The sequence below is a fragment of the Neobacillus muris genome (genome assembly GCF_943193175.1).
Lineage (GTDB): Bacteria > Bacillota > Bacilli > Bacillales > Cytobacillaceae > Neobacillus > Neobacillus muris.
Window position 1 is genome coordinate 46,999 of the sequence record NZ_CALPDF010000001.1, and the last position, 17,094, is coordinate 64,092.

17 protein-coding genes and 1 riboswitch are annotated in these 17,094 nt (G+C 44.2%); of the genes, 8 read left to right on the forward strand and 9 right to left on the reverse strand.

All coding sequences use genetic code 11. The features are described 5' to 3' along the window. Nucleotide 1: 1 nt before the first annotated feature. From NFS43_RS00215 to NFS43_RS00225, 3 genes are all read left to right on the forward strand, one after another. Nucleotides 2-1,138: a HupE/UreJ family protein gene (locus tag NFS43_RS00215; RefSeq protein WP_251548647.1), complete on the forward strand. Its 1,137-nt coding sequence runs from the start codon at nt 2-4 to the stop codon at nt 1,136-1,138. Between the two features lie 217 nt (nt 1,139-1,355). Next, nucleotides 1,356-2,699: a UDP-glucose dehydrogenase family protein gene (locus NFS43_RS00220; protein ID WP_251548650.1), complete on the forward strand. Its 1,344-nt coding sequence runs from the start codon at nt 1,356-1,358 to the stop codon at nt 2,697-2,699. A gap of 10 nt (nt 2,700-2,709) precedes the next feature. Next, nucleotides 2,710-3,852: a glycosyltransferase family 4 protein gene (locus tag NFS43_RS00225; RefSeq protein WP_251548654.1), complete on the forward strand. Its 1,143-nt coding sequence runs from the start codon at nt 2,710-2,712 to the stop codon at nt 3,850-3,852. 99 nt (nt 3,853-3,951) lie between these two features. On the opposite strand, the gene NFS43_RS00230 is transcribed toward NFS43_RS00225, so the two are convergent. The 4 genes from NFS43_RS00230 to NFS43_RS00245 form a co-directional block, all read right to left on the reverse strand. Further along, nucleotides 3,952-4,629, reverse strand: a complete 678-nt coding sequence (locus tag NFS43_RS00230; RefSeq protein WP_251548656.1) for a uracil-DNA glycosylase — start codon at nt 4,627-4,629, stop codon at nt 3,952-3,954. A 108-nt stretch (nt 4,630-4,737) separates the two neighbouring features. Continuing rightward, complete coding sequence (locus tag NFS43_RS00235) at nt 4,738-5,175, reverse strand: CBO0543 family protein (RefSeq protein WP_251548657.1); 438 nt, start codon at nt 5,173-5,175, stop codon at nt 4,738-4,740. A gap of 339 nt (nt 5,176-5,514) precedes the next feature. Further along, nucleotides 5,515-6,084 (reverse strand): transposase, encoded by a 570-nt coding sequence (locus NFS43_RS00240; RefSeq protein ID WP_251548659.1) that lies wholly within the window; start codon nt 6,082-6,084, stop codon nt 5,515-5,517. A gap of 196 nt (nt 6,085-6,280) precedes the next feature. Continuing rightward, entirely contained in the window at nt 6,281-7,171 is an 891-nt protein-coding gene (locus NFS43_RS00245) for a LysR family transcriptional regulator (protein ID WP_338150582.1), read from the reverse strand. Nucleotides 7,172-7,376: 205 nt separating this feature from the next. Here NFS43_RS00245 and NFS43_RS00250 point away from each other — a divergent pair, with 205 nt between their 5' ends. Both NFS43_RS00250 and NFS43_RS00255 read left to right on the forward strand, forming a co-directional pair. Further along, complete coding sequence (locus NFS43_RS00250; RefSeq protein WP_251548663.1) at nt 7,377-8,000, forward strand: chromate transporter; 624 nt, start codon at nt 7,377-7,379, stop codon at nt 7,998-8,000. A gap of 15 nt (nt 8,001-8,015) precedes the next feature. Then, on the forward strand, nt 8,016-8,558 hold the full coding sequence (locus NFS43_RS00255) for a chromate transporter (protein ID WP_251548666.1): 543 nt from the start codon (nt 8,016-8,018) through the stop codon (nt 8,556-8,558). A gap of 325 nt (nt 8,559-8,883) precedes the next feature. On the opposite strand, the gene NFS43_RS00260 is transcribed toward NFS43_RS00255, so the two are convergent. From NFS43_RS00260 to NFS43_RS00280, 5 genes are all read right to left on the reverse strand, one after another. After that, nucleotides 8,884-9,054 carry a hypothetical protein gene (locus NFS43_RS00260; protein WP_251548668.1) on the reverse strand — a complete coding sequence of 57 codons (171 nt, stop codon included), beginning with the start codon at nt 9,052-9,054 and terminating at the stop codon, nt 8,884-8,886. A 237-nt stretch (nt 9,055-9,291) separates the two neighbouring features. Next, a complete protein-coding gene (locus NFS43_RS00265; protein ID WP_251548670.1) occupies nt 9,292-9,678 on the reverse strand; it encodes an FxsA family protein in 387 nt (128 codons plus the stop codon). 89 nt (nt 9,679-9,767) lie between these two features. Further along, complete coding sequence (locus tag NFS43_RS00270; RefSeq protein ID WP_251548672.1) at nt 9,768-11,060, reverse strand: WD40/YVTN/BNR-like repeat-containing protein; 1,293 nt, start codon at nt 11,058-11,060, stop codon at nt 9,768-9,770. 130 nt (nt 11,061-11,190) lie between these two features. Continuing rightward, a complete protein-coding gene (locus NFS43_RS00275) occupies nt 11,191-12,552 on the reverse strand; it encodes a PFL family protein (protein ID WP_251548674.1) in 1,362 nt (453 codons plus the stop codon). Between the two features lie 17 nt (nt 12,553-12,569). Further along, nucleotides 12,570-12,845 (reverse strand): ACT domain-containing protein, encoded by a 276-nt coding sequence (locus tag NFS43_RS00280; RefSeq protein ID WP_251548675.1) that lies wholly within the window; start codon nt 12,843-12,845, stop codon nt 12,570-12,572. A gap of 87 nt (nt 12,846-12,932) precedes the next feature. Then, a riboswitch (glycine riboswitch) is annotated at nt 12,933-13,014 on the reverse strand. Between the two features lie 524 nt (nt 13,015-13,538). On the opposite strand from NFS43_RS00280, the gene NFS43_RS00285 reads away from it, so the two are divergent. The 3 genes from NFS43_RS00285 to NFS43_RS00295 all read left to right on the forward strand — a co-directional run bounded on the left by NFS43_RS00285 (nt 13,539) and on the right by NFS43_RS00295 (nt 17,085). After that, a complete protein-coding gene (locus NFS43_RS00285) occupies nt 13,539-14,738 on the forward strand; it encodes a branched-chain amino acid ABC transporter substrate-binding protein (RefSeq protein ID WP_251548677.1) in 1,200 nt (399 codons plus the stop codon). Between the two features lie 70 nt (nt 14,739-14,808). Beyond that, the gene (locus tag NFS43_RS00290; protein WP_251548679.1) at nt 14,809-15,795 is read left to right on the forward strand and encodes a branched-chain amino acid ABC transporter permease; all 987 of its coding nucleotides are present in this window, start codon (nt 14,809-14,811) and stop codon (nt 15,793-15,795) included. Nucleotides 15,796-15,804: 9 nt separating this feature from the next. Continuing rightward, a complete protein-coding gene (locus tag NFS43_RS00295; RefSeq protein WP_251548972.1) occupies nt 15,805-17,085 on the forward strand; it encodes a branched-chain amino acid ABC transporter permease in 1,281 nt (426 codons plus the stop codon). The last annotated feature ends 9 nt before the right edge of the window (nt 17,086-17,094 follow it).

Here is a 17,094-nt window from a genome sequence, read left to right on the forward strand (position 1 = left end):
TATGAAGCGCTACATAACAGTAAGAATTTGTTTCCTATTACTCTTAGCATCCGGCATTTTACAATTCAGGCCGCCGCTGGCTTTTGCCCATTCAGGCTCACACGGTTATTCTGATGTGACAATCAATGATCATACAATGACCTATGATTTATTTTTGTTGGGAGATCTGCTCGGCGGTTTACTCAATATTGATAAAAATCAAGACGGGTATATGAAAGAAGATGAAATCAGCCAATCTAAACCAGAGATCGAACAGTTCGTGTTGAAAAATTTGTCTGTTATCAATAACGGAATCAAGGGGCAGGCGCAGATAAAAACGATCAGCATGACGGAACGGGCAAATTATCAAATGTTTCGGATTTCCATGGAGTTTTCCTTTGATGAGCCGATTGAAGAATATGAGATCGATTATAATCTCTTCTTTAACGATGTGGATAAGAACCATCAAAACTTTATGACCATTAAGAATGGGCAGGAGGTCATTGAGCACTTGTTTACGAAAGGCCATATTGTGTTTCAAGGACATGCCAAAATGGATACACCTCAGGAAACATCCGGAGTCCAGCCTTCCAGCAAAACAGAAGGCCAAGATTCGACGGGGACATTAGGTTTTGGGGATTATTTGCTAATGGGGATGAAGCATATTTGGTCTGGAATTGACCATTTGCTCTTTTTATTTGGCCTGCTGTTAATGAAGGGGTCATACAAGGACTATCTGAAAATTTTAACGGCGTTCACGGTCGGTCACAGCATTACCTTAGCGCTGGCATCACTAGAAATTCTCATCATCCCCGGCAGCATCATTGAACCATTGATCGCGCTCAGCATCATTTATGTGGCTGCTGAAAATATTTTTGCCAAATCGATTAAATGGCGCTGGCTCATCACCTTATTCTTCGGTATGATCCATGGATTTGGCTTCGCAGAAGTTTTGATCGGAAAGCTGGACGCAAACCTGTTTGCCCCGCTCCTATCCTTTAATTTGGGAGTAGAAATAGGACAAATTGTCGTCCTAATCATCCTCTTCCCGCTCATTTGGCACCTGCGCAAAATCCGCTGGCAAACCATAGCCGTCCACAGCGCCTCCGCCATCATAAGCCTAATTGGACTCTATTGGTTCATTGAAAGAGTCATATAAAAATGAAAACGGGAAAATGGGGACAGTCCCCCGGTACGTTAACACGGTAAACCGGCGGGGGACTGTCCCCCAGTACGTTAATGCGGCAGCTAGGCGGTGCATCCGAACACGCAATCCGATTTCTATACAAAGTCTTTACAGTCTGTTTACAGAAGGTTTAGAAAAAATCAGTATTTTCCCCATAAAATGAAAGTATCAATGTCATTGGAGGGATTGGATGAAAATAACGGTTGCCGGAGCAGGGTATGTAGGACTTATCACAAGTATTGGTTTAGCGGAAATGGGACAGCAGGTTACCTGTATTGACGTTCAGGAGGAAAAAATTGCTGACCTGCAGCAGGGAAAGCCTTCCATATATGAACCGGGATTAGAATCACTGCTACAAAAAAACATTAGGAATGGAAACTTGACATTTACCGTGAATCCAAGCCAAGCGTATTCAGGAGCAGACATCATTTTCATTGCAGTGGGCACACCTGAATTGCCAGATGGATCTGCCGATTTAAAGTATATATTTGTAGCCGCCCATACGATTGCTCATCACCTCAACCAAGATGCACTCATTTGCACAAAAAGCACGGTGCCAGTAGGTACAAACCATTTAATTCATGACATTATTTCTGGCCGTATTCCTCCTTCCATCAAAATAGATGTTGTGTCTAATCCGGAATTCCTCCGCGAAGGCGCAGGACTATTCGATTTTTTCCACGGAGACCGAATTGTCCTTGGCACTGACAATCCCGAAGCAGCATCCATCATGGAGCAATTGTATCTGCCATTGAAAATCCCGATAATTAAAACCGATATAAAAAGTGCAGAACTGATTAAATATGCCGCTAACGCATTTCTAGCAGCAAAAATCAGCTTTATTAATGAAATTGCTAACATTTGCGAAAAAGTAGGCGCAAATGTCGATGAAGTAGCTTATGCCATCGGTCAGGATAAACGGATTGGCAGCCCCTTTCTCCAAGCAGGAATTGGCTATGGCGGTTCCTGTTTTCCAAAAGACACAAAAGCACTTGTCCAGATTGCAGGCAACCTGGAACATCCCTTTGAACTATTGGAGGCCGTGATAAAAGTAAATAACCGCCAGCATCATCTTCCTGTTTTAAAAGCAAAAGAGATTGCTGGCCCATTAAGAGGCAAAAAAACGGCCGTTCTTGGTTTGGCATTTAAGCCTGATACGGATGACATCCGGGAAGCGGCGTCTTTAACGATCATTAGAGAATTACAGCTCGAAGGCGCGCGAATCATTGCTTATGATCCGGCGGGTGTGCCCAATACCCGAAAAATCTTTGGGGATTCGATCAAATATACCGAGGACTTGAAGGAGGCTCTCCAAGACGCTGATTTGGCTATCATTGCAACGGAATGGGATCAAATCAAGCATGCCCCGCTAAATATCTTTACAGACTATATGAAGCAGCCCGTCATCATAGATGGACGAAACTGCTACTCTCTGAGTGACATCGAAAAACACGGGATTACGTATCTTTCCGTAGGAAGGCCTCCCGTCTTTGCAAGTGCAGCCATTCAAAAGCCGTGGAAACTATTTGGCTAGGAGGGATTTTATGAAGATTGCCATTTTCACAGATACCTTTTATCCAGACATCAATGGGGTCGCCAAAACACTGAAGCGGCTGACCGATTACTTAGAAGAACATCGTATTGAGTACAAACTATTCGCTCCTTCCTCTTATTCCGATGAATATGTCTCAAGCCATATTCATCGGTTTAAAAGCCTTTCATTTTTCTTATACCCTGAATGCCGGCTGGCTTTTCCCAGCTTACGGCAAATGAAGGCCAAATTGCAAAAATTCAACCCGGATTTAATTCATGTGGCTACCCCTTTCAATATCGGACTGTGCGGCTTGTATTTTGCAAAAAAACTTGCGATACCGCTGGCAGGATCCTATCACACCAATTTTGACCAATACCTGCAGTACTATGACCTCCCATTTTTATCGAAAATCCTCTGGAAATACATGTACTGGTTTCACCAGCCCTGCCAAAAATTATTTGTTCCTTCCAGTGAAACCCTGCAGCAGCTGAGTAATCATGGTTTTACAAATCTAGAAATTTGGCCGAGAGGAGTAGATTGCCAGCTTTTTCACCCGAATTATGATAAGAAGGCGATTAAAAAGAAGTATGGCTGTCCTGATCAATACTTGATTACGTATGTAGGCAGGCTGGCACCGGAAAAAGACATTGATACGCTTCTAGCGATTATTCATTTAATTCCTGAGGAAGTGAATCAGAAGATCCACTGGGCCATTGTAGGGGATGGACCGCTTCGCCAGAGTATGGAAGACCAAGGAATAGCTAATCTGACTTTTACCGGATTCTTGAATGGGGTAAGTTTGGCAGAGATTTATTCCGCCTCCGATTTATTTGTTTTCCCCTCCCCTACTGAGACTTTCGGCAATGTGGTTTTAGAGTCTCTTGCCAGCGGTACGCCTGTGATTGGAGCGGACTCCGGCGGGGTAAGGACCATTGTGAAATCAGGTGTGACGGGCTATTTATGCCAGCCTGGTGAGGCAGAGGAATTTACAAAAGCCATGATTCACCTGCTCCAAAATGATTGGCTTCGAGCCCAAATGGGGAATGCCGGAAGAAATTATGCCTTAACTCAAAGATGGGAACAAATATTTGAAAACTTACTTATCCACTATCAGGACATCACTAACGCCCCAAAAACACAAAAATTCGCTTAACCAAATAATAATCCGTGACCATTGCACATTAACGCATTAAACCGCCGGGGGACTGTCCCCCAGTTCGCTAACACTTTAAACCAGCGAAGGACAGTCCCTTTATTCTATGTTTGGTATTTGCCAGTCAATTTCTTGTCTGCCGATTTTCCGGAGGAAGGCGTTTGTCCGGGAAAAGGGCTTGCTGCCGAAGAAGCCGCTGTTAGCGGAGAAAGGGCTTGGATGGGCAGATTTTATGATGTAATGCTGAGGTGAGGTAATCAGCTGCTGTTTTTGCTGGGCAAATTTCCCCCAAAGGATAAACACCACCGGGGTCTCCCTCAGATTCAACGTTTCAATAATCTTGTCGGTAAACTGCTCCCACCCCAAGCCTTTATGGGAGTTGGGCGTGCCGTCCTGTACCGTCAGCACCGCATTCAGCAGCAGTACCCCCTGCTGAGTCCACTTCACCAATGAGCCATGATTTGGGATGTAGCATCCTACGTCATCCTGCAGCTCTTTATAAATATTTTTCAATGATGGCGGGATGGTAACACCAGGTTTCACCGAAAAACTCAATCCCTGGGCTTGTCCCGCCCCATGGTATGGATCCTGGCCGATAATCACCACTTTCGTATCCTGATAGGATGTATAGTGAAGGGCATTAAAAATATCATACATATCGGGATAGATTACTTTTGTTTGGTATTCTTCCTTTAAAATGCTTCTTAATTGTTGATAATAGGGCTGTTCGAACTCGCTTTTCAAGAGTGGTGCCCAGTCATTTTTTAAAATCTCCATTTTTCGCCACACTCATTTCCTTCCTAATTGAATAACATAATTATAGAAATGAATGCCCTATCTATCAATAGAATGGTCCATTGCCCATTTGCGATTACAATCATCCTGTCAGGTGTTCTGCTGTAATTTTGCGATTCTTTCCACTAACCATTTATTCATGATTCCCATACCTAAATAAATCGGAAATGAATAATAAAACTCCCAATTAAGCGGCAGATAAATGTGCATCCATGTAAACAGAGGCTCCGATAGGCATGATGCGCCGAAAGCTAAAATGACTTGCCCCAATAGGAAATGCTTCCACTTTTTCAAAAATTGATAAACGAACATATAGGTGACCGGCATGATCGTTAAGTCAATCGGGTTGAGACGAGGCGTGATTGGCAATACCTGAGATTCATAAATCCATAAAACAAAGTAGGAACCAATATCATCCAATAATACGGAATATATAGAGATCAGACTTCCATAAAAAAAGATTTCAAACATCCGTTTCCGATCCACCAATTTCCACCATAAAATCCATGGGAGAACGGCAAGAATCAACAGGAACCACCAATTAAAAGAAAATACAACCTCATTCCACCAATAATTATTTCGAACATCTCTTATCTTTTCACTCAGTTCTATTAATTGGCTTATATCCCCATCCCATCAACCCCTACTTTTCTCATTAGTTGAAATATTACGGGATTCCAATCCAAAAATGAATAACTTTTTTTCAAATTAAATATAACGGACTACCATTTTAATACTAATTGTCTATTGTCCTTTTTTGATTGGATACTACAAAATAATTATTATCCTAAGAAAATAAAAAGGGGACTGTCCCCCACTCCTGTAATGCATTAAAGCAGCGGATTCTTCCCCTTCTTATTACTTCGCTTAGACAAATAACTCGATTTCTTCTTCTGTACCATATGGCGGTAATCCCAAGACAAACCTTTGGTAGTTCTTTATTTGAGGTTCGGGAAAGTTGGATAATAGTTTGGCGGTGGTAACATGAGGATCGGAGTTGGAGTTAAATGCCCGGTAACTGCTCCAAGGATAGATTTCTGGGGAGTCGACCATGCTCGCTTCGACAGGGTTCATATGAATATACCGGCTGCTAACAACGAAATGGTGTAAATCGTCTATTAGCCTTGCACCATATCTGTCCTGGAAGACATGTCCAACAAGTTCATGGCGTTTATTGAAATAAATGGCATAATGGAAGTTTAACATTTTCATGATTTCTGTCAAGGGATGGTCAACAGTCTCCAAGAGGAGATGCACATGATTCGTCATGAGGCAGTAAGAGTGAAGATGGAACAGATAAACACTGCGGACTTCTTCTAACATGTTCAAATAGGTACGAAAATCTTCGTCATCCAAAAAAATATCAGACTTTCGATTTCCACGGCTTGTTACATGATACATCGCCCCCGGAAACCAAACACGACGCCTTCTAGCCAAGAAAAACACACCTCTTTCATAAATTATTTAACTACAATCAACATTATTCAACAGAATAATCCATATTCCTCCCATCCATAGGAAAATATTATTGTTGCGAGTTGTCGTCAGCGAGGTAAAGCGTTAATAAGCTGGGGGACTGTCCCCCGATATAGTAAAGCGTTAGTGCGCTGGGGGACTGTCCCCATTATGTTGGTCACTTGTTCTTGATGAAGTCCAGGAAGTGGATGACTCCGTTTTTGTAGAAACGTTGGTTTTTTTGGACAAGCCATAGGTTTCGGTTGATATGGATTCCGTTGATTCTGATTTCCCGAAGGATTCCTTGTTCGAGTTCTCTGGCTACGGTTAGTCTTGGGAGGATGCTGATTCCCAGTCCTGCTTCTACTGCGCTTTTTATGGCTTGAGTGCTGCCTAATTCCATGTAGTTTTCGATTTTTTCTAAGATCCCATGGTCTCTTAACATATTTTCGACGATGATCCTCGTTCCGGAGAGCGCCTCACGCAGAATCATTCTTTCGTTGGCCAGCTCCCCAATCTCGATTTCTTCTTTCCACTCGTGGTCATTTGAACAAACGAGAATCAGTTCGTCCTCCGCAAATTTCCGGACGATAAACTCCGTATTCTTTTCAAATATTCCTTCCACCAAAGCCAGATCGATGACATCATTCGCTAAATCCTCGATTACTCCCGGTGTATTTTTTATGGTCAGTGACACTTTTATTTCAGGATGCTGTTTTTTGTAACGCCCCAGCAAACGGGGCAGCAAATATTCTCCAATCGTTAACGAGGCGCCGACATGGAGGTTGGCATGGTACTCCCCCATCGCCTGCTTAATGACTTCCTTGGAACGATTAAAATCACGTACGATTGTTTTGGCAAAGGGATACAACAGCTTACCAGCCTCAGTTACCCTCATTTTTCCATCCGTCCGGTCGAACAATAAGGTTCCATAAAAGTTTTCCAATTGATGGATTTGTCTTGTTACAGCAGGCTGGGATACATAGTTTAATCGGGCTGCTTGGCTTATGCTTCCTTCATCCACAACCAAACAAAACATTTTTAAGCTCTCTAAGTTCAATGTCAACACCCCTCCTCATGTACATCCTTTCATGAATATAGTACCATACAATCGATAGGGGAGGCCTCAAGGATATAAGGTTTTGTTATACCCTATAAGATTGTTGCAATTTACCCCTTCAAGCTTATCTGATAACTTAGTAGATAGAAAAGGTATTATTGGAACTCTAGATTTTTATGAAAATAACATAACAATGATTGAAAGAAGGAAAAACATGAGCGGAGAATGGACGAAGTTATGGCAACTATTTTGGACCTTTTTTAAAATCAGTCCGGTCACCTTTGGCGGGGGTTTTGCAATGATCCCATTAATTGAGAGGGAAATCGTTGAAAAAAGAAAATGGCTGGACAATGATGACGTAACCGAGGTGTTTGCCCTATCTCAATCTGTTCCAGGAGCGGTTGCCATTAACTCCGCTTCCTTTATTGGCCACCGTGTTGGAGGAGTCAGGGGAGCGCTGGCTGCGATGTTTGGTGTATCGCTTCCCACCTTTATTATTGTGCTTGCATTAGGCATTTCATATTTTTTCATTCATGGAAATCCGAAGTTGGAAGCAGCCTTTGTCTCCATCAGGATTACGATTGTGGCTATCATTGTTTATGCGGCCATCCAAACAGCCCGAACAGCCATTTTTGACAAAACGACCTTCCTGATTATGCTGGCTGGAGTTCTGGTCTTGTTCTTCATCCATCCCGTAGTGGCTATTGCTCTAGGCGCAATCGCTGGGGTGATTTCAATCTTTTTAAAAAGGAAATTAGGCTATGATGTTCAGTTGAAACATGATAAGGCAAAGGATTCGGCTAATAACCCTGATTATTTTATGGGAGCGGGAATTTAAAACGGAGGACTTCAAATGGTACTGTGGGAACTGTTTCATACATTTTTTATGTTAGGATTTGTCTCATTTGGCGGGGGATATGCGATGATACCGCTTATTGAAACGGCTGCCACGAAATATGGCTGGATGACAACAGAACAGTTGACAAATATGGTTGCCATCGCCGGGATGTCGCCAGGGCCTATTGCGGCCAACAGTGCCATTCTGGTTGGCTATTCCGCAGCAGGGGTTGCGGGCGCCCTTACGTCCGCCGTTGCTATTTTGCTTCCTGCTATCCTTCTAGTCATCTTAGTGGCTTCTTTTTTTATGAAGTTGCATCATCACCCAATAGTAGAAGCTATGTTTTACGGATTAAAACCGCTTGTTACTAGTTTAATTATTTTTGCTGCCATAAAATTTGCCCAATCCAATGGCTTAGCAAACTTTGATTTCACGTTCCATTCCATCAGTTTGCTTCTGATCTTTGGTCTATCGTTATTTGCTTTAATGAAGCTTCGGTGGAACCCTGTTTATGTCATCATTATCTCAGGTTTAGTGGGCATTGCCCTATATTCTTAAAATCTTCGAGAATATACTAGTGTGAAGCTGACTAAATGCTGGAGGGAACAGAATGGCTATTCTCAATTTGTTTCACAATAAATGTGAAATATGCAAGCGGAAGCTCAAACCGCTTAGAAAATACGTTAACGACAAAGGAAAAACAATAAAAGTGTGCATCCCCTGTTCAGAATACGCTGAACGCAGAGCCTATCGGCTGGAAAGATAGGGGGACTGTCCCCCACTTGGGTAAAGCGTTAATGTGCGGGCGTAAATTGAGGCAATGGAGTAATTCCACTGCCAGATACACATTGGACTAATGGGGGAGCACACCCTTTTGGTTCGGTTAATCTTGAAGGATCGTTATTTCATTTTCGGCTTCTACCATCCGGCCAAACCGATATCCTTCAATCAGGACATTCCGCTCATGGTCAGTCAGCGGGCGGTCCCATTTTTGTTCCAAATATAATATCACTTCATTATAGAATGGCTGGGCATATTCAAAAGGCTGTCTCATTAATAAAAACCTCCTTCTCATCCAATATCCCCAATTATCTCCTGCTAAACTAACTTTATACTTCCCTATAAAAACAATATGCAAAACGCTTTCAATGCGTGACTGGGCATACCTTGCAAAATGATAGGAGCTTCCCTGCACTTCAGTAAAGCATTAACGCGCCGGGGGCCTGTCCCCCAGCTGAGTAAAGCGTTAGCGCAGCAGGGGACTGTCCCTTGACAGTCCCCTGCTGCTTGATTATTTGATTATTTTAATATTGCCGCGATGCATTCTGTTCTTTAGCATCTTCAGTATGGATCGCTTAAAATATCTTCTCGTTGGAGGAAACAGCATGAGAAATCCAGTGATATCGGTTATAAAACCTGGCGTTAGCAAAAGAGTGCCGCCAATTAGAACACATATGCCATCGAGAACGGCATCACCAGGTATCTGTCCATTCTGCAGCTGATTCTGGACGGTTTGAAGTGTCTGGAGCCCTTCTTTTTTAGCCAGATACGCCCCGAGAACACCTGTTAAAATGATCAGCATGATAGTGAGCCACACGCCGATTATTTTGCCGGAAACCAGTAACAAGCCTATTTCTGCCGCGGGTATCACTATGATGAAGAAAAATAAATTGCGCATCGATAATCTCCTTTAGTTGGCTAACTTGTTTGTTATCCCCTAAACTAATTCAGCGGGCCGCTTTTTTCATAATCGCCCTAATATTAGGATCACTTTTCCATAACATTATCCGGATCTACTAAATTGGCAAATGACCAAGTCGCTCCCTTATCTATGGAAATGTACTTCGCCATAACCTGGCCTCCTTGGTAGTCTCCATTTGGCCCTTGATTGACGAGCAGCGTTCCTTGAGAACCATCAAAGGCAGGCATCTCAGCCTCAACAAAAATGCCTTTATATTCAGCCGGTATGGGGATTTCCACTTCTGCCCATGTTTTTCCGCCATCGGCCGTCCGGTACAAGGAAGGGCGTGGAGGCTGATCCATCACATTGAGAGCGCCAAAGGATACAAACCCGAGCTGTTCATTGACAAAACCACCATCAGTGATCAATCTTTGCTCCTCCACTCGGCCTGCCTCAAACCAGCTTTTTCCTCCATCATTTGTCCGAAAAATCGCATTCGCTTCCCAGCTCATCGTTTTATCGCCCGTTAAAATCAAATAGCCATTCTGATCTGATGTAAAGCCGAGCAGCCGCATGCGGATTCCCGGCAAAGTACTTGGTACCGGCACTTCACTCCAATTTTCCCCTTTATCGGTGGAGAGAAGAATTCGAACATTTTCATTGTTGCCAATGACAAACGCCGTTCTTTCTGGAGAGATGACATAGCTTCCTTCCATCAGTTCCTGTTTGGAACCATTGTAGGAGCCTTCAAAAAATGGATTGATAGGGACGGGAACAGTGCTCCAATGCTTTCCATTATCATAGGTAACCCTTAATTTTTCATTAACAATTTCGTAGCGATTATCGGGATCAGGAAGTTTAATGCCTGCCTGTTTTTGATACGTATCCTTCACCGGCTTTAGATCTGCAATTGCCTGTGATGTCTCTTCGATTCTTACTAAGGTATAGGCTTTCTTTCCGGTTTTCTTGATTCGAAGTGTCCAATGGACGTCTTTAGCTGTACCATCTTTTTCTACTTTTCCCCATTGACGATGTGCCGACCATTTTCCTGTTTCCAGCTTAGCATCAAAAGTGATGTCTGCAGCAAATTGCTCCTCGTCCCCAGCGAGCAGCTGAATCTTATGAAAATCGACATTAGAAATCCTTTTCCAAGAACTTGTGGCAGTCTGTTGATACTGCTGTAAATACTGAGACCAGAGATCCCGGCCAATATCTTCAAGTTCCATATCCTCCGCTTTCTCAGTAACCGTTAGCGGCAAGGACTTATTTAAATCTTCCTTATAAAACTTCGAATAATACAGCGCAGCCCCTGCTAAAATTAGGAGGACCAGCACAATAAACCCAAACACCAATTTCCGCTTCCCGGCATCCACCATCATTTAACAATCTCCCATTAATCTTCTAAATTAGGGGACTGTCCCTCACTTAGATAATGCGTTAATGTGGCGGGGGCCTGTCCCCCGATCAGGTAACGCGTTAATCCACTGGGGGACTGTCCCCTTTCCAGTTTTAATTGATTAAGGCCTGGAGCGGGGCAGGGATGCGGCCGCCGCGGTTGATCATTTTTTCTGGGCTGTAAGGGTTGACGCCGATGACGGGTGCCCTTCCTAGGAGACCGCCGAATTCGATCATGTCGCCTTCCTTGCTGCCGGGGACAGGGATTACCCGAACGGCTGTTGTCTTTTTGTTGATCATTCCGATTGCTGCTTCATCGGCAATCATTCCGGAAAGTGCCGCTGGTGTTACATCGCCGCTTACAGCGATCATATCAAGACCGACCGAGCAGACACATGTCATCGCTTCCAGCTTCGATAAGGTCAGGGCCCCATCCACAATACCCCGGATCATGCCGTTGTCCTCACTGACCGGAATAAATGCTCCGCTCAATCCGCCCACATACGAGCTCGCCATGGCACCGCCTTTTTTCACAGCATCATTCATAAGCGCAAGAGCCGCAATCGTCCCGTGGGTACCAACCCGCTCTAATCCGATTTCCTCCAGTATCTCTGCGACACTGTCATTCAACGCATTGGTTGGAGCCAAAGACAAGTCCATGATTCCAAACGGAACGCCAAGGCGTTTCGCCACCTCACGGCCAATGAACTCACCAGCCCGCGTAATTTTAAAGACGGTTTTTTTAATAATATCGGAAACCTCGCCCAAGTCCACATTAGGATGGCGCTTGAGGGCATTCAAGACCACGCCAGGTCCGCTGACACCTACATTTATGACCGCTTCCCCTTCGCCGGCCCCATGGAACGCACCTGCCATAAATGGGTTGTCCTCAACAGGGTTACAAAAAACCACCAGCTTGGCACAAGCAATCCCATTCTGCTCCCGAGTCCGTTCCGCCGCATCTTTGATAATAAAACCAAGCTGTCTGACCGCATCCATATTGATGCCTGTCCGGGTGGTCCCAACCGAAACAGAAGCACACACCCGCTCAGTCACACTCAACGCTTCAGGGAGCGCCTTAAGCAGGGTCTCGTCCCCTTTTGACATGCCTTTATGAACCAGAGCAGAGAAGCCGCCAATAAAGTCAACACCCAGTTCCTTAGCAGTCCTGTCAAGGGTCTTTGCTAATTCCACTGTTTGCTCCACAGTCGCATTTCCAAGGATTTCGGCAATCGGTGTGATCGAAATCCGCTTGTTGATAATCGGGACCCCAAATTCTTTTTCCGTTTGTTCAGCGGTAGCTTTTAAATTTTTCGCATAGCTCATGATTTTCTCAAAGACACGCTGATTCATTTTTTCAAAATCAGAATCGGCACAGTCAAGCAGGCTGATGCCCATCGTTACCGTACGAATGTCCAGATTTTCCATTTGGACCATTCGAATTGTTTGCAGTATTTCATCCATTCCAATATTCATTTTTTCCCACACACTCCTCAAATTCTGTGCATCGCCTGAAAAATTTCCTCTAACTGGATATGAATTTTTAAATCCAGCTCTGCACCGACATGATTCAATTCGTCCTGCAATTTATTTAGATCATCAGTTTGAGAGACATCGACTATCATCATCATCGTAAAAAAGTCCTGTAAAATCGTTTGGCTGATATCCAAAATGTTCATCTTATTTTCTGCCAAAACGGTTGTTACCCTGGCAATGATGCCTACTTTATCTTTCCCAATTACACTTACAACTGCACGTCTGCTTGCCATTGCTTCCACCTCGTCTTAAAAAATAAAAAAAGATTGGGCTCTTGCTCCAATCTCAGGGAAAAAACGCATGCAGCAACCTTGCTGCACCACATTTCTTCTGTCCTTTTGCCTGAGATTATGAATCCTTCGGCGCCGCACAAACCTATGCGGTCTCTCCAGAAGCTGCTCCAGCTATAGTATGATCCATAGCATTCATCGCGCTTTATCGAATTAAACCAATAGTAGCAATTTATTGAGTCTCAGTCAATGAAAAGCGTTTATCTTCCATCCCTAAATTTCGCTCCCCCTGCTTGAATCCTGGAATTTCAATATTTATGCTGATATCCTTCTAAACCCCCAAATAGGGAGAATTGAAAATGGAGACTTTATTTACTATTAGTGCCGGCTTCATCATGACCACTTGCTCTATTCATTTATAATACATCGCTTGTTTCCTATCCCCCTCACTGACACACCCCCGCACCCATCCACTACATCTATTATTTATGGATAATATTAGAATAAATAACTATTTTTTCAAAAAAATCTTGTAAACTATTCTTCCAACTTCAAAGACAGAAAAATTTACAAACCTTATACTTTTTAACCATAGAGAGCTCTTATGAAAATAGTCATGAGGAGGGGATTGCACCTTAGCAGCCAATAACACTTTCCTTCTTAGTTCCTGCCGAAAAATATATTAGGGGGTCTATTATGTTGAATAAAAAAGCTGTATCACTTTTTATCACTGCTGGATTAGTAATGGGAATCCTCAGTGGCTGTGCCTCATCCAGCGACTCAGCTAATTCCAGCGGAGAATCAGAAGGAAAGACCGTCATTAAAATTGCTACACAATCTCCTCTTTCCGGCGGCAGCGCCACTTTAGGCGAGGCAATCAAACTGGGAGCACAATTAGCCTTAGAAGACCAGAAGGAAGAATTCGCCAAAAAAGGATTCGAGCTGCAGCTGGTTCCTTACGATGACCAAGGGGATCCGAAAAAAGGGGTCGCCAATGCCCAACTAATTGCTTCTGACAAAGAAATACTGGGTGTCGTCGGCCACTTGAACTCAGGAGTTGCCATCCCTTCCTCAGAAACGTATGAAAAATACAACATCGTCATGGTATCACCAGCGAATACAGCAACAGAGATCACCGACCGCGGCTTGAAAGTAACCAATCGGATTGTCGCCCGCGATGATTTCCAAGGACCAGCTGGGGCAGAATATGCCGTTGAAACGTTAAAAGCCAAAAAAATCTTTGTCATTCAAGACAAAACAGCCTATGGAACAGGTTTAGCAGATGCCTTTAAAGCGGCTGCTGAAGAACTGGGGGCAGAAATTGTCGGCTACGAAGGGATTACCGTCGGCGAAAAGGACTTTAATGGTGTACTCAACCAAGTTGCCTCGAAAAAGCCAGATCTCATTTACTTCGGCGGGATGTACTCTGAAGGCGGATTGATTCTTAAACAAGCTGTTGATAAGGGAATTAACGTACCGTTTATGGGCGGAGATGCCCTTGACTCTTCCGCATTCGTAGATATTGCCGGTGAGACGGTCACAAATGCCTTTATCACCTCAGTAGCCGGGGATACAACCAAGACAGAGGAAGGCAAAAAATTCGCTGACGACTACAAAAAGAAGTTTAACAAAAACATAGAATCCTATTCTGCTTATGCATATGACAGCATGGGCGTGGTCCTGAAAGGCTTATCCGATGCCATTGAAAAAAATGACGGGAAACTGCCGACACGCGAGCAAGTCCGTGACGCAGTCCGGGCGATTCAAGATTATAAAGGTGTAGTAACCCAAGTCAGCTTTGATGAAAAAGGCGACAATAAATATGGAAAAATCTTTATCTATAAGTTTAATGAAGCCAGTTATCCTGCAACGATGGAAGGGGAGGTAAGCAAATAACCGCAAAGCTTCAAAGAAAGGGCAGCGGCTTCGTTCCCTTTCTTTATTCTTTTGAAAGTGTGGTGAGAGGATGCTGACAGACGTTATACAAACACTTCCACAAGTCATCGTGGATGGGCTGACATTAGGAGCGGTTTATGCCGTGATCGCCATCGGATACACGATGGTTTACGGAATTTTGGAGTTAATCAATTTTGCTCATGGAGAAATTTTTATGACAGGAGCTTTTATCGGGACAGCCATCCTGCTGACATTTAGCGGAATCGGCTGGCTCTCAGCGATGCCTGCCATCATCGTTCTCATTATTGTCCTGATTGCCACCAGCATTTTAACCGGCTTTTTGGGGATGGGGATCGAACGGGTGGCCTACCGTCCGCTCCGGAATGCACCGAAACTCATCACCCTGATTACCGCAATCGGGATCTCCTTTCTGCTTCAAGATATTATTCGCTTTATAGCAGAGGTGAAAAAAGGAAACTATATTATCACAGGACCATCGCTATTCACAGGGAAAATGAAATTAGAAGCTTCCTCTTTATGGCCGCAATTTCATGATGCTTCTTTTAAAAGCACCTTTCTTGTGGTCTTGATTACGGCCATCATCATGATGTTGGTTCTGGACCTGTTTGTCAACCACACCAAATGGGGAATGGCGATTCGCGCTGTCGCCCAGGACCGCGACACCGCTGCACTGATGACGATCAATGTCAACAAGGTTATTTCGGTCACATTTTTTGTCGGATCAGCGCTCGGCGGTGCAACAGGTGTGCTCTTTGCCGTGCAATATGGAACGATTGATCCGTACATCGGCTTTATTCTCGGCATCAAAGCCTTCACAGCTGCCGTCCTTGGCGGGATTGGAAACATCCGTGGTGCGATGGTTGGCGGGATGGTCATCGGCATGCTGGAGATGTTTGCCGCTGCCAATTTATCCGGTTTGACCGGCGGCGTTTTTGGAGCAGAGTACAAGGATGTGTTTGCGTTTATTATTTTAATTGTAGTCCTCATTTTCAAACCAGAAGGGCTGTTTGGAAAAGCAGCCGTTGAGAAAGTGTAGGTGAACTTGGTGAAAGCCCTCATTTCTTCCCTATCAGAAAATCGGTTGGCCCAAATTTTGTTATTTTCGGTTTACGTTCTCATTACTTCAGCCAGCCTGTTTTTAGCTGAAAAATCGGTTGTCGCCTTTTTGCTATTGTTACTTTCCATTCTTATCTTATATTTTTTAAACTTAAAAACGGTCTGGAAATGGATCATCGGTTTTGTCATTCTTGGCGTGCTGCTGCCGGTTTCCGCAAGCCAGGGGCCTTCCTATCAATCATACATGGAAGTGGCGACATTAGTTGGCATTTACGTTGCCATGGCATTGGGACTAAATATTGTCGTTGGTCTTGCCGGGCTTCTGGATCTGGGGTTTGTCGCCTTTTTTGCAGTTGGTGCCTATACGTATGGAATTTTCGCCACGCCGCAGGCCGCTAATTTTATGCCATTTGGAAGCTATCCGCTTTCCGGGGGAAGCTTTTGGATCTTCCTGTTAATCGGCTGTTTTGCGGCGGCCTTGTTTGGCATCTTGCTCGGGATCCCGGTGCTTAGGGTCAAAGGGGATTATTTGGCGATTGTCACCTTGGGGTTCGGGGAAATCATTCGGATTGTGTTCAATAATATGGATAAGCCTGTCAACATTACGAACGGGTCCATGGGGATCGCTTCGATTACCCCGCCGAGCATTTTCGGCATCGACCTTCTCTATCCGAACCAATTTTACTATGTGGTCTTCGGCATTGTTCTATTCACGATCTATGTGGTGCGAAAATTGGAATACTCCAAAGTCGGCCGTGCCTGGAAAGCGGTAAGAGAAAATGAAATTGCTGCCCAGGCCATGGGGATCCCTCTTGTGAAAACAAAGCTGACGGCCTTTGCGATCGGGGCTTCTTTTTCAGGAATGATGGGGGTGGTATTTGCCGCCAAGCAAACCTTTGTTGATCCAACCAGCTTTACTTTGCTGGAATCGACGACCATCCTTGTCATGGTTCTGCTCGGCGGGATGGGCAGTGTCCCCGGAGTCATTTTAGGGGCAGCCGTTGTTACCATTTTAAATCTTCAGGTCCTGACGGAATTAACCAACTGGATGAATCAGCTGAGTTTAAGCGGCGTAATAGCCATCCCTGAAGCGCTGTCTCCCGTAAAAATGCAGCGGTTTATTTTTGGAGCCCTGCTGATCGCTTTCGCCCTATACCGCTCTCAAGGATTGCTCCCGGCGAAAAACCGCAAGTATAATCCTGAAGAGTTGAAAAATAAAACGGAGAAATCGAGCATTTTGCTTTTATCAAAAGAAAAAAGACAGGCTTAGGAGGGAAAC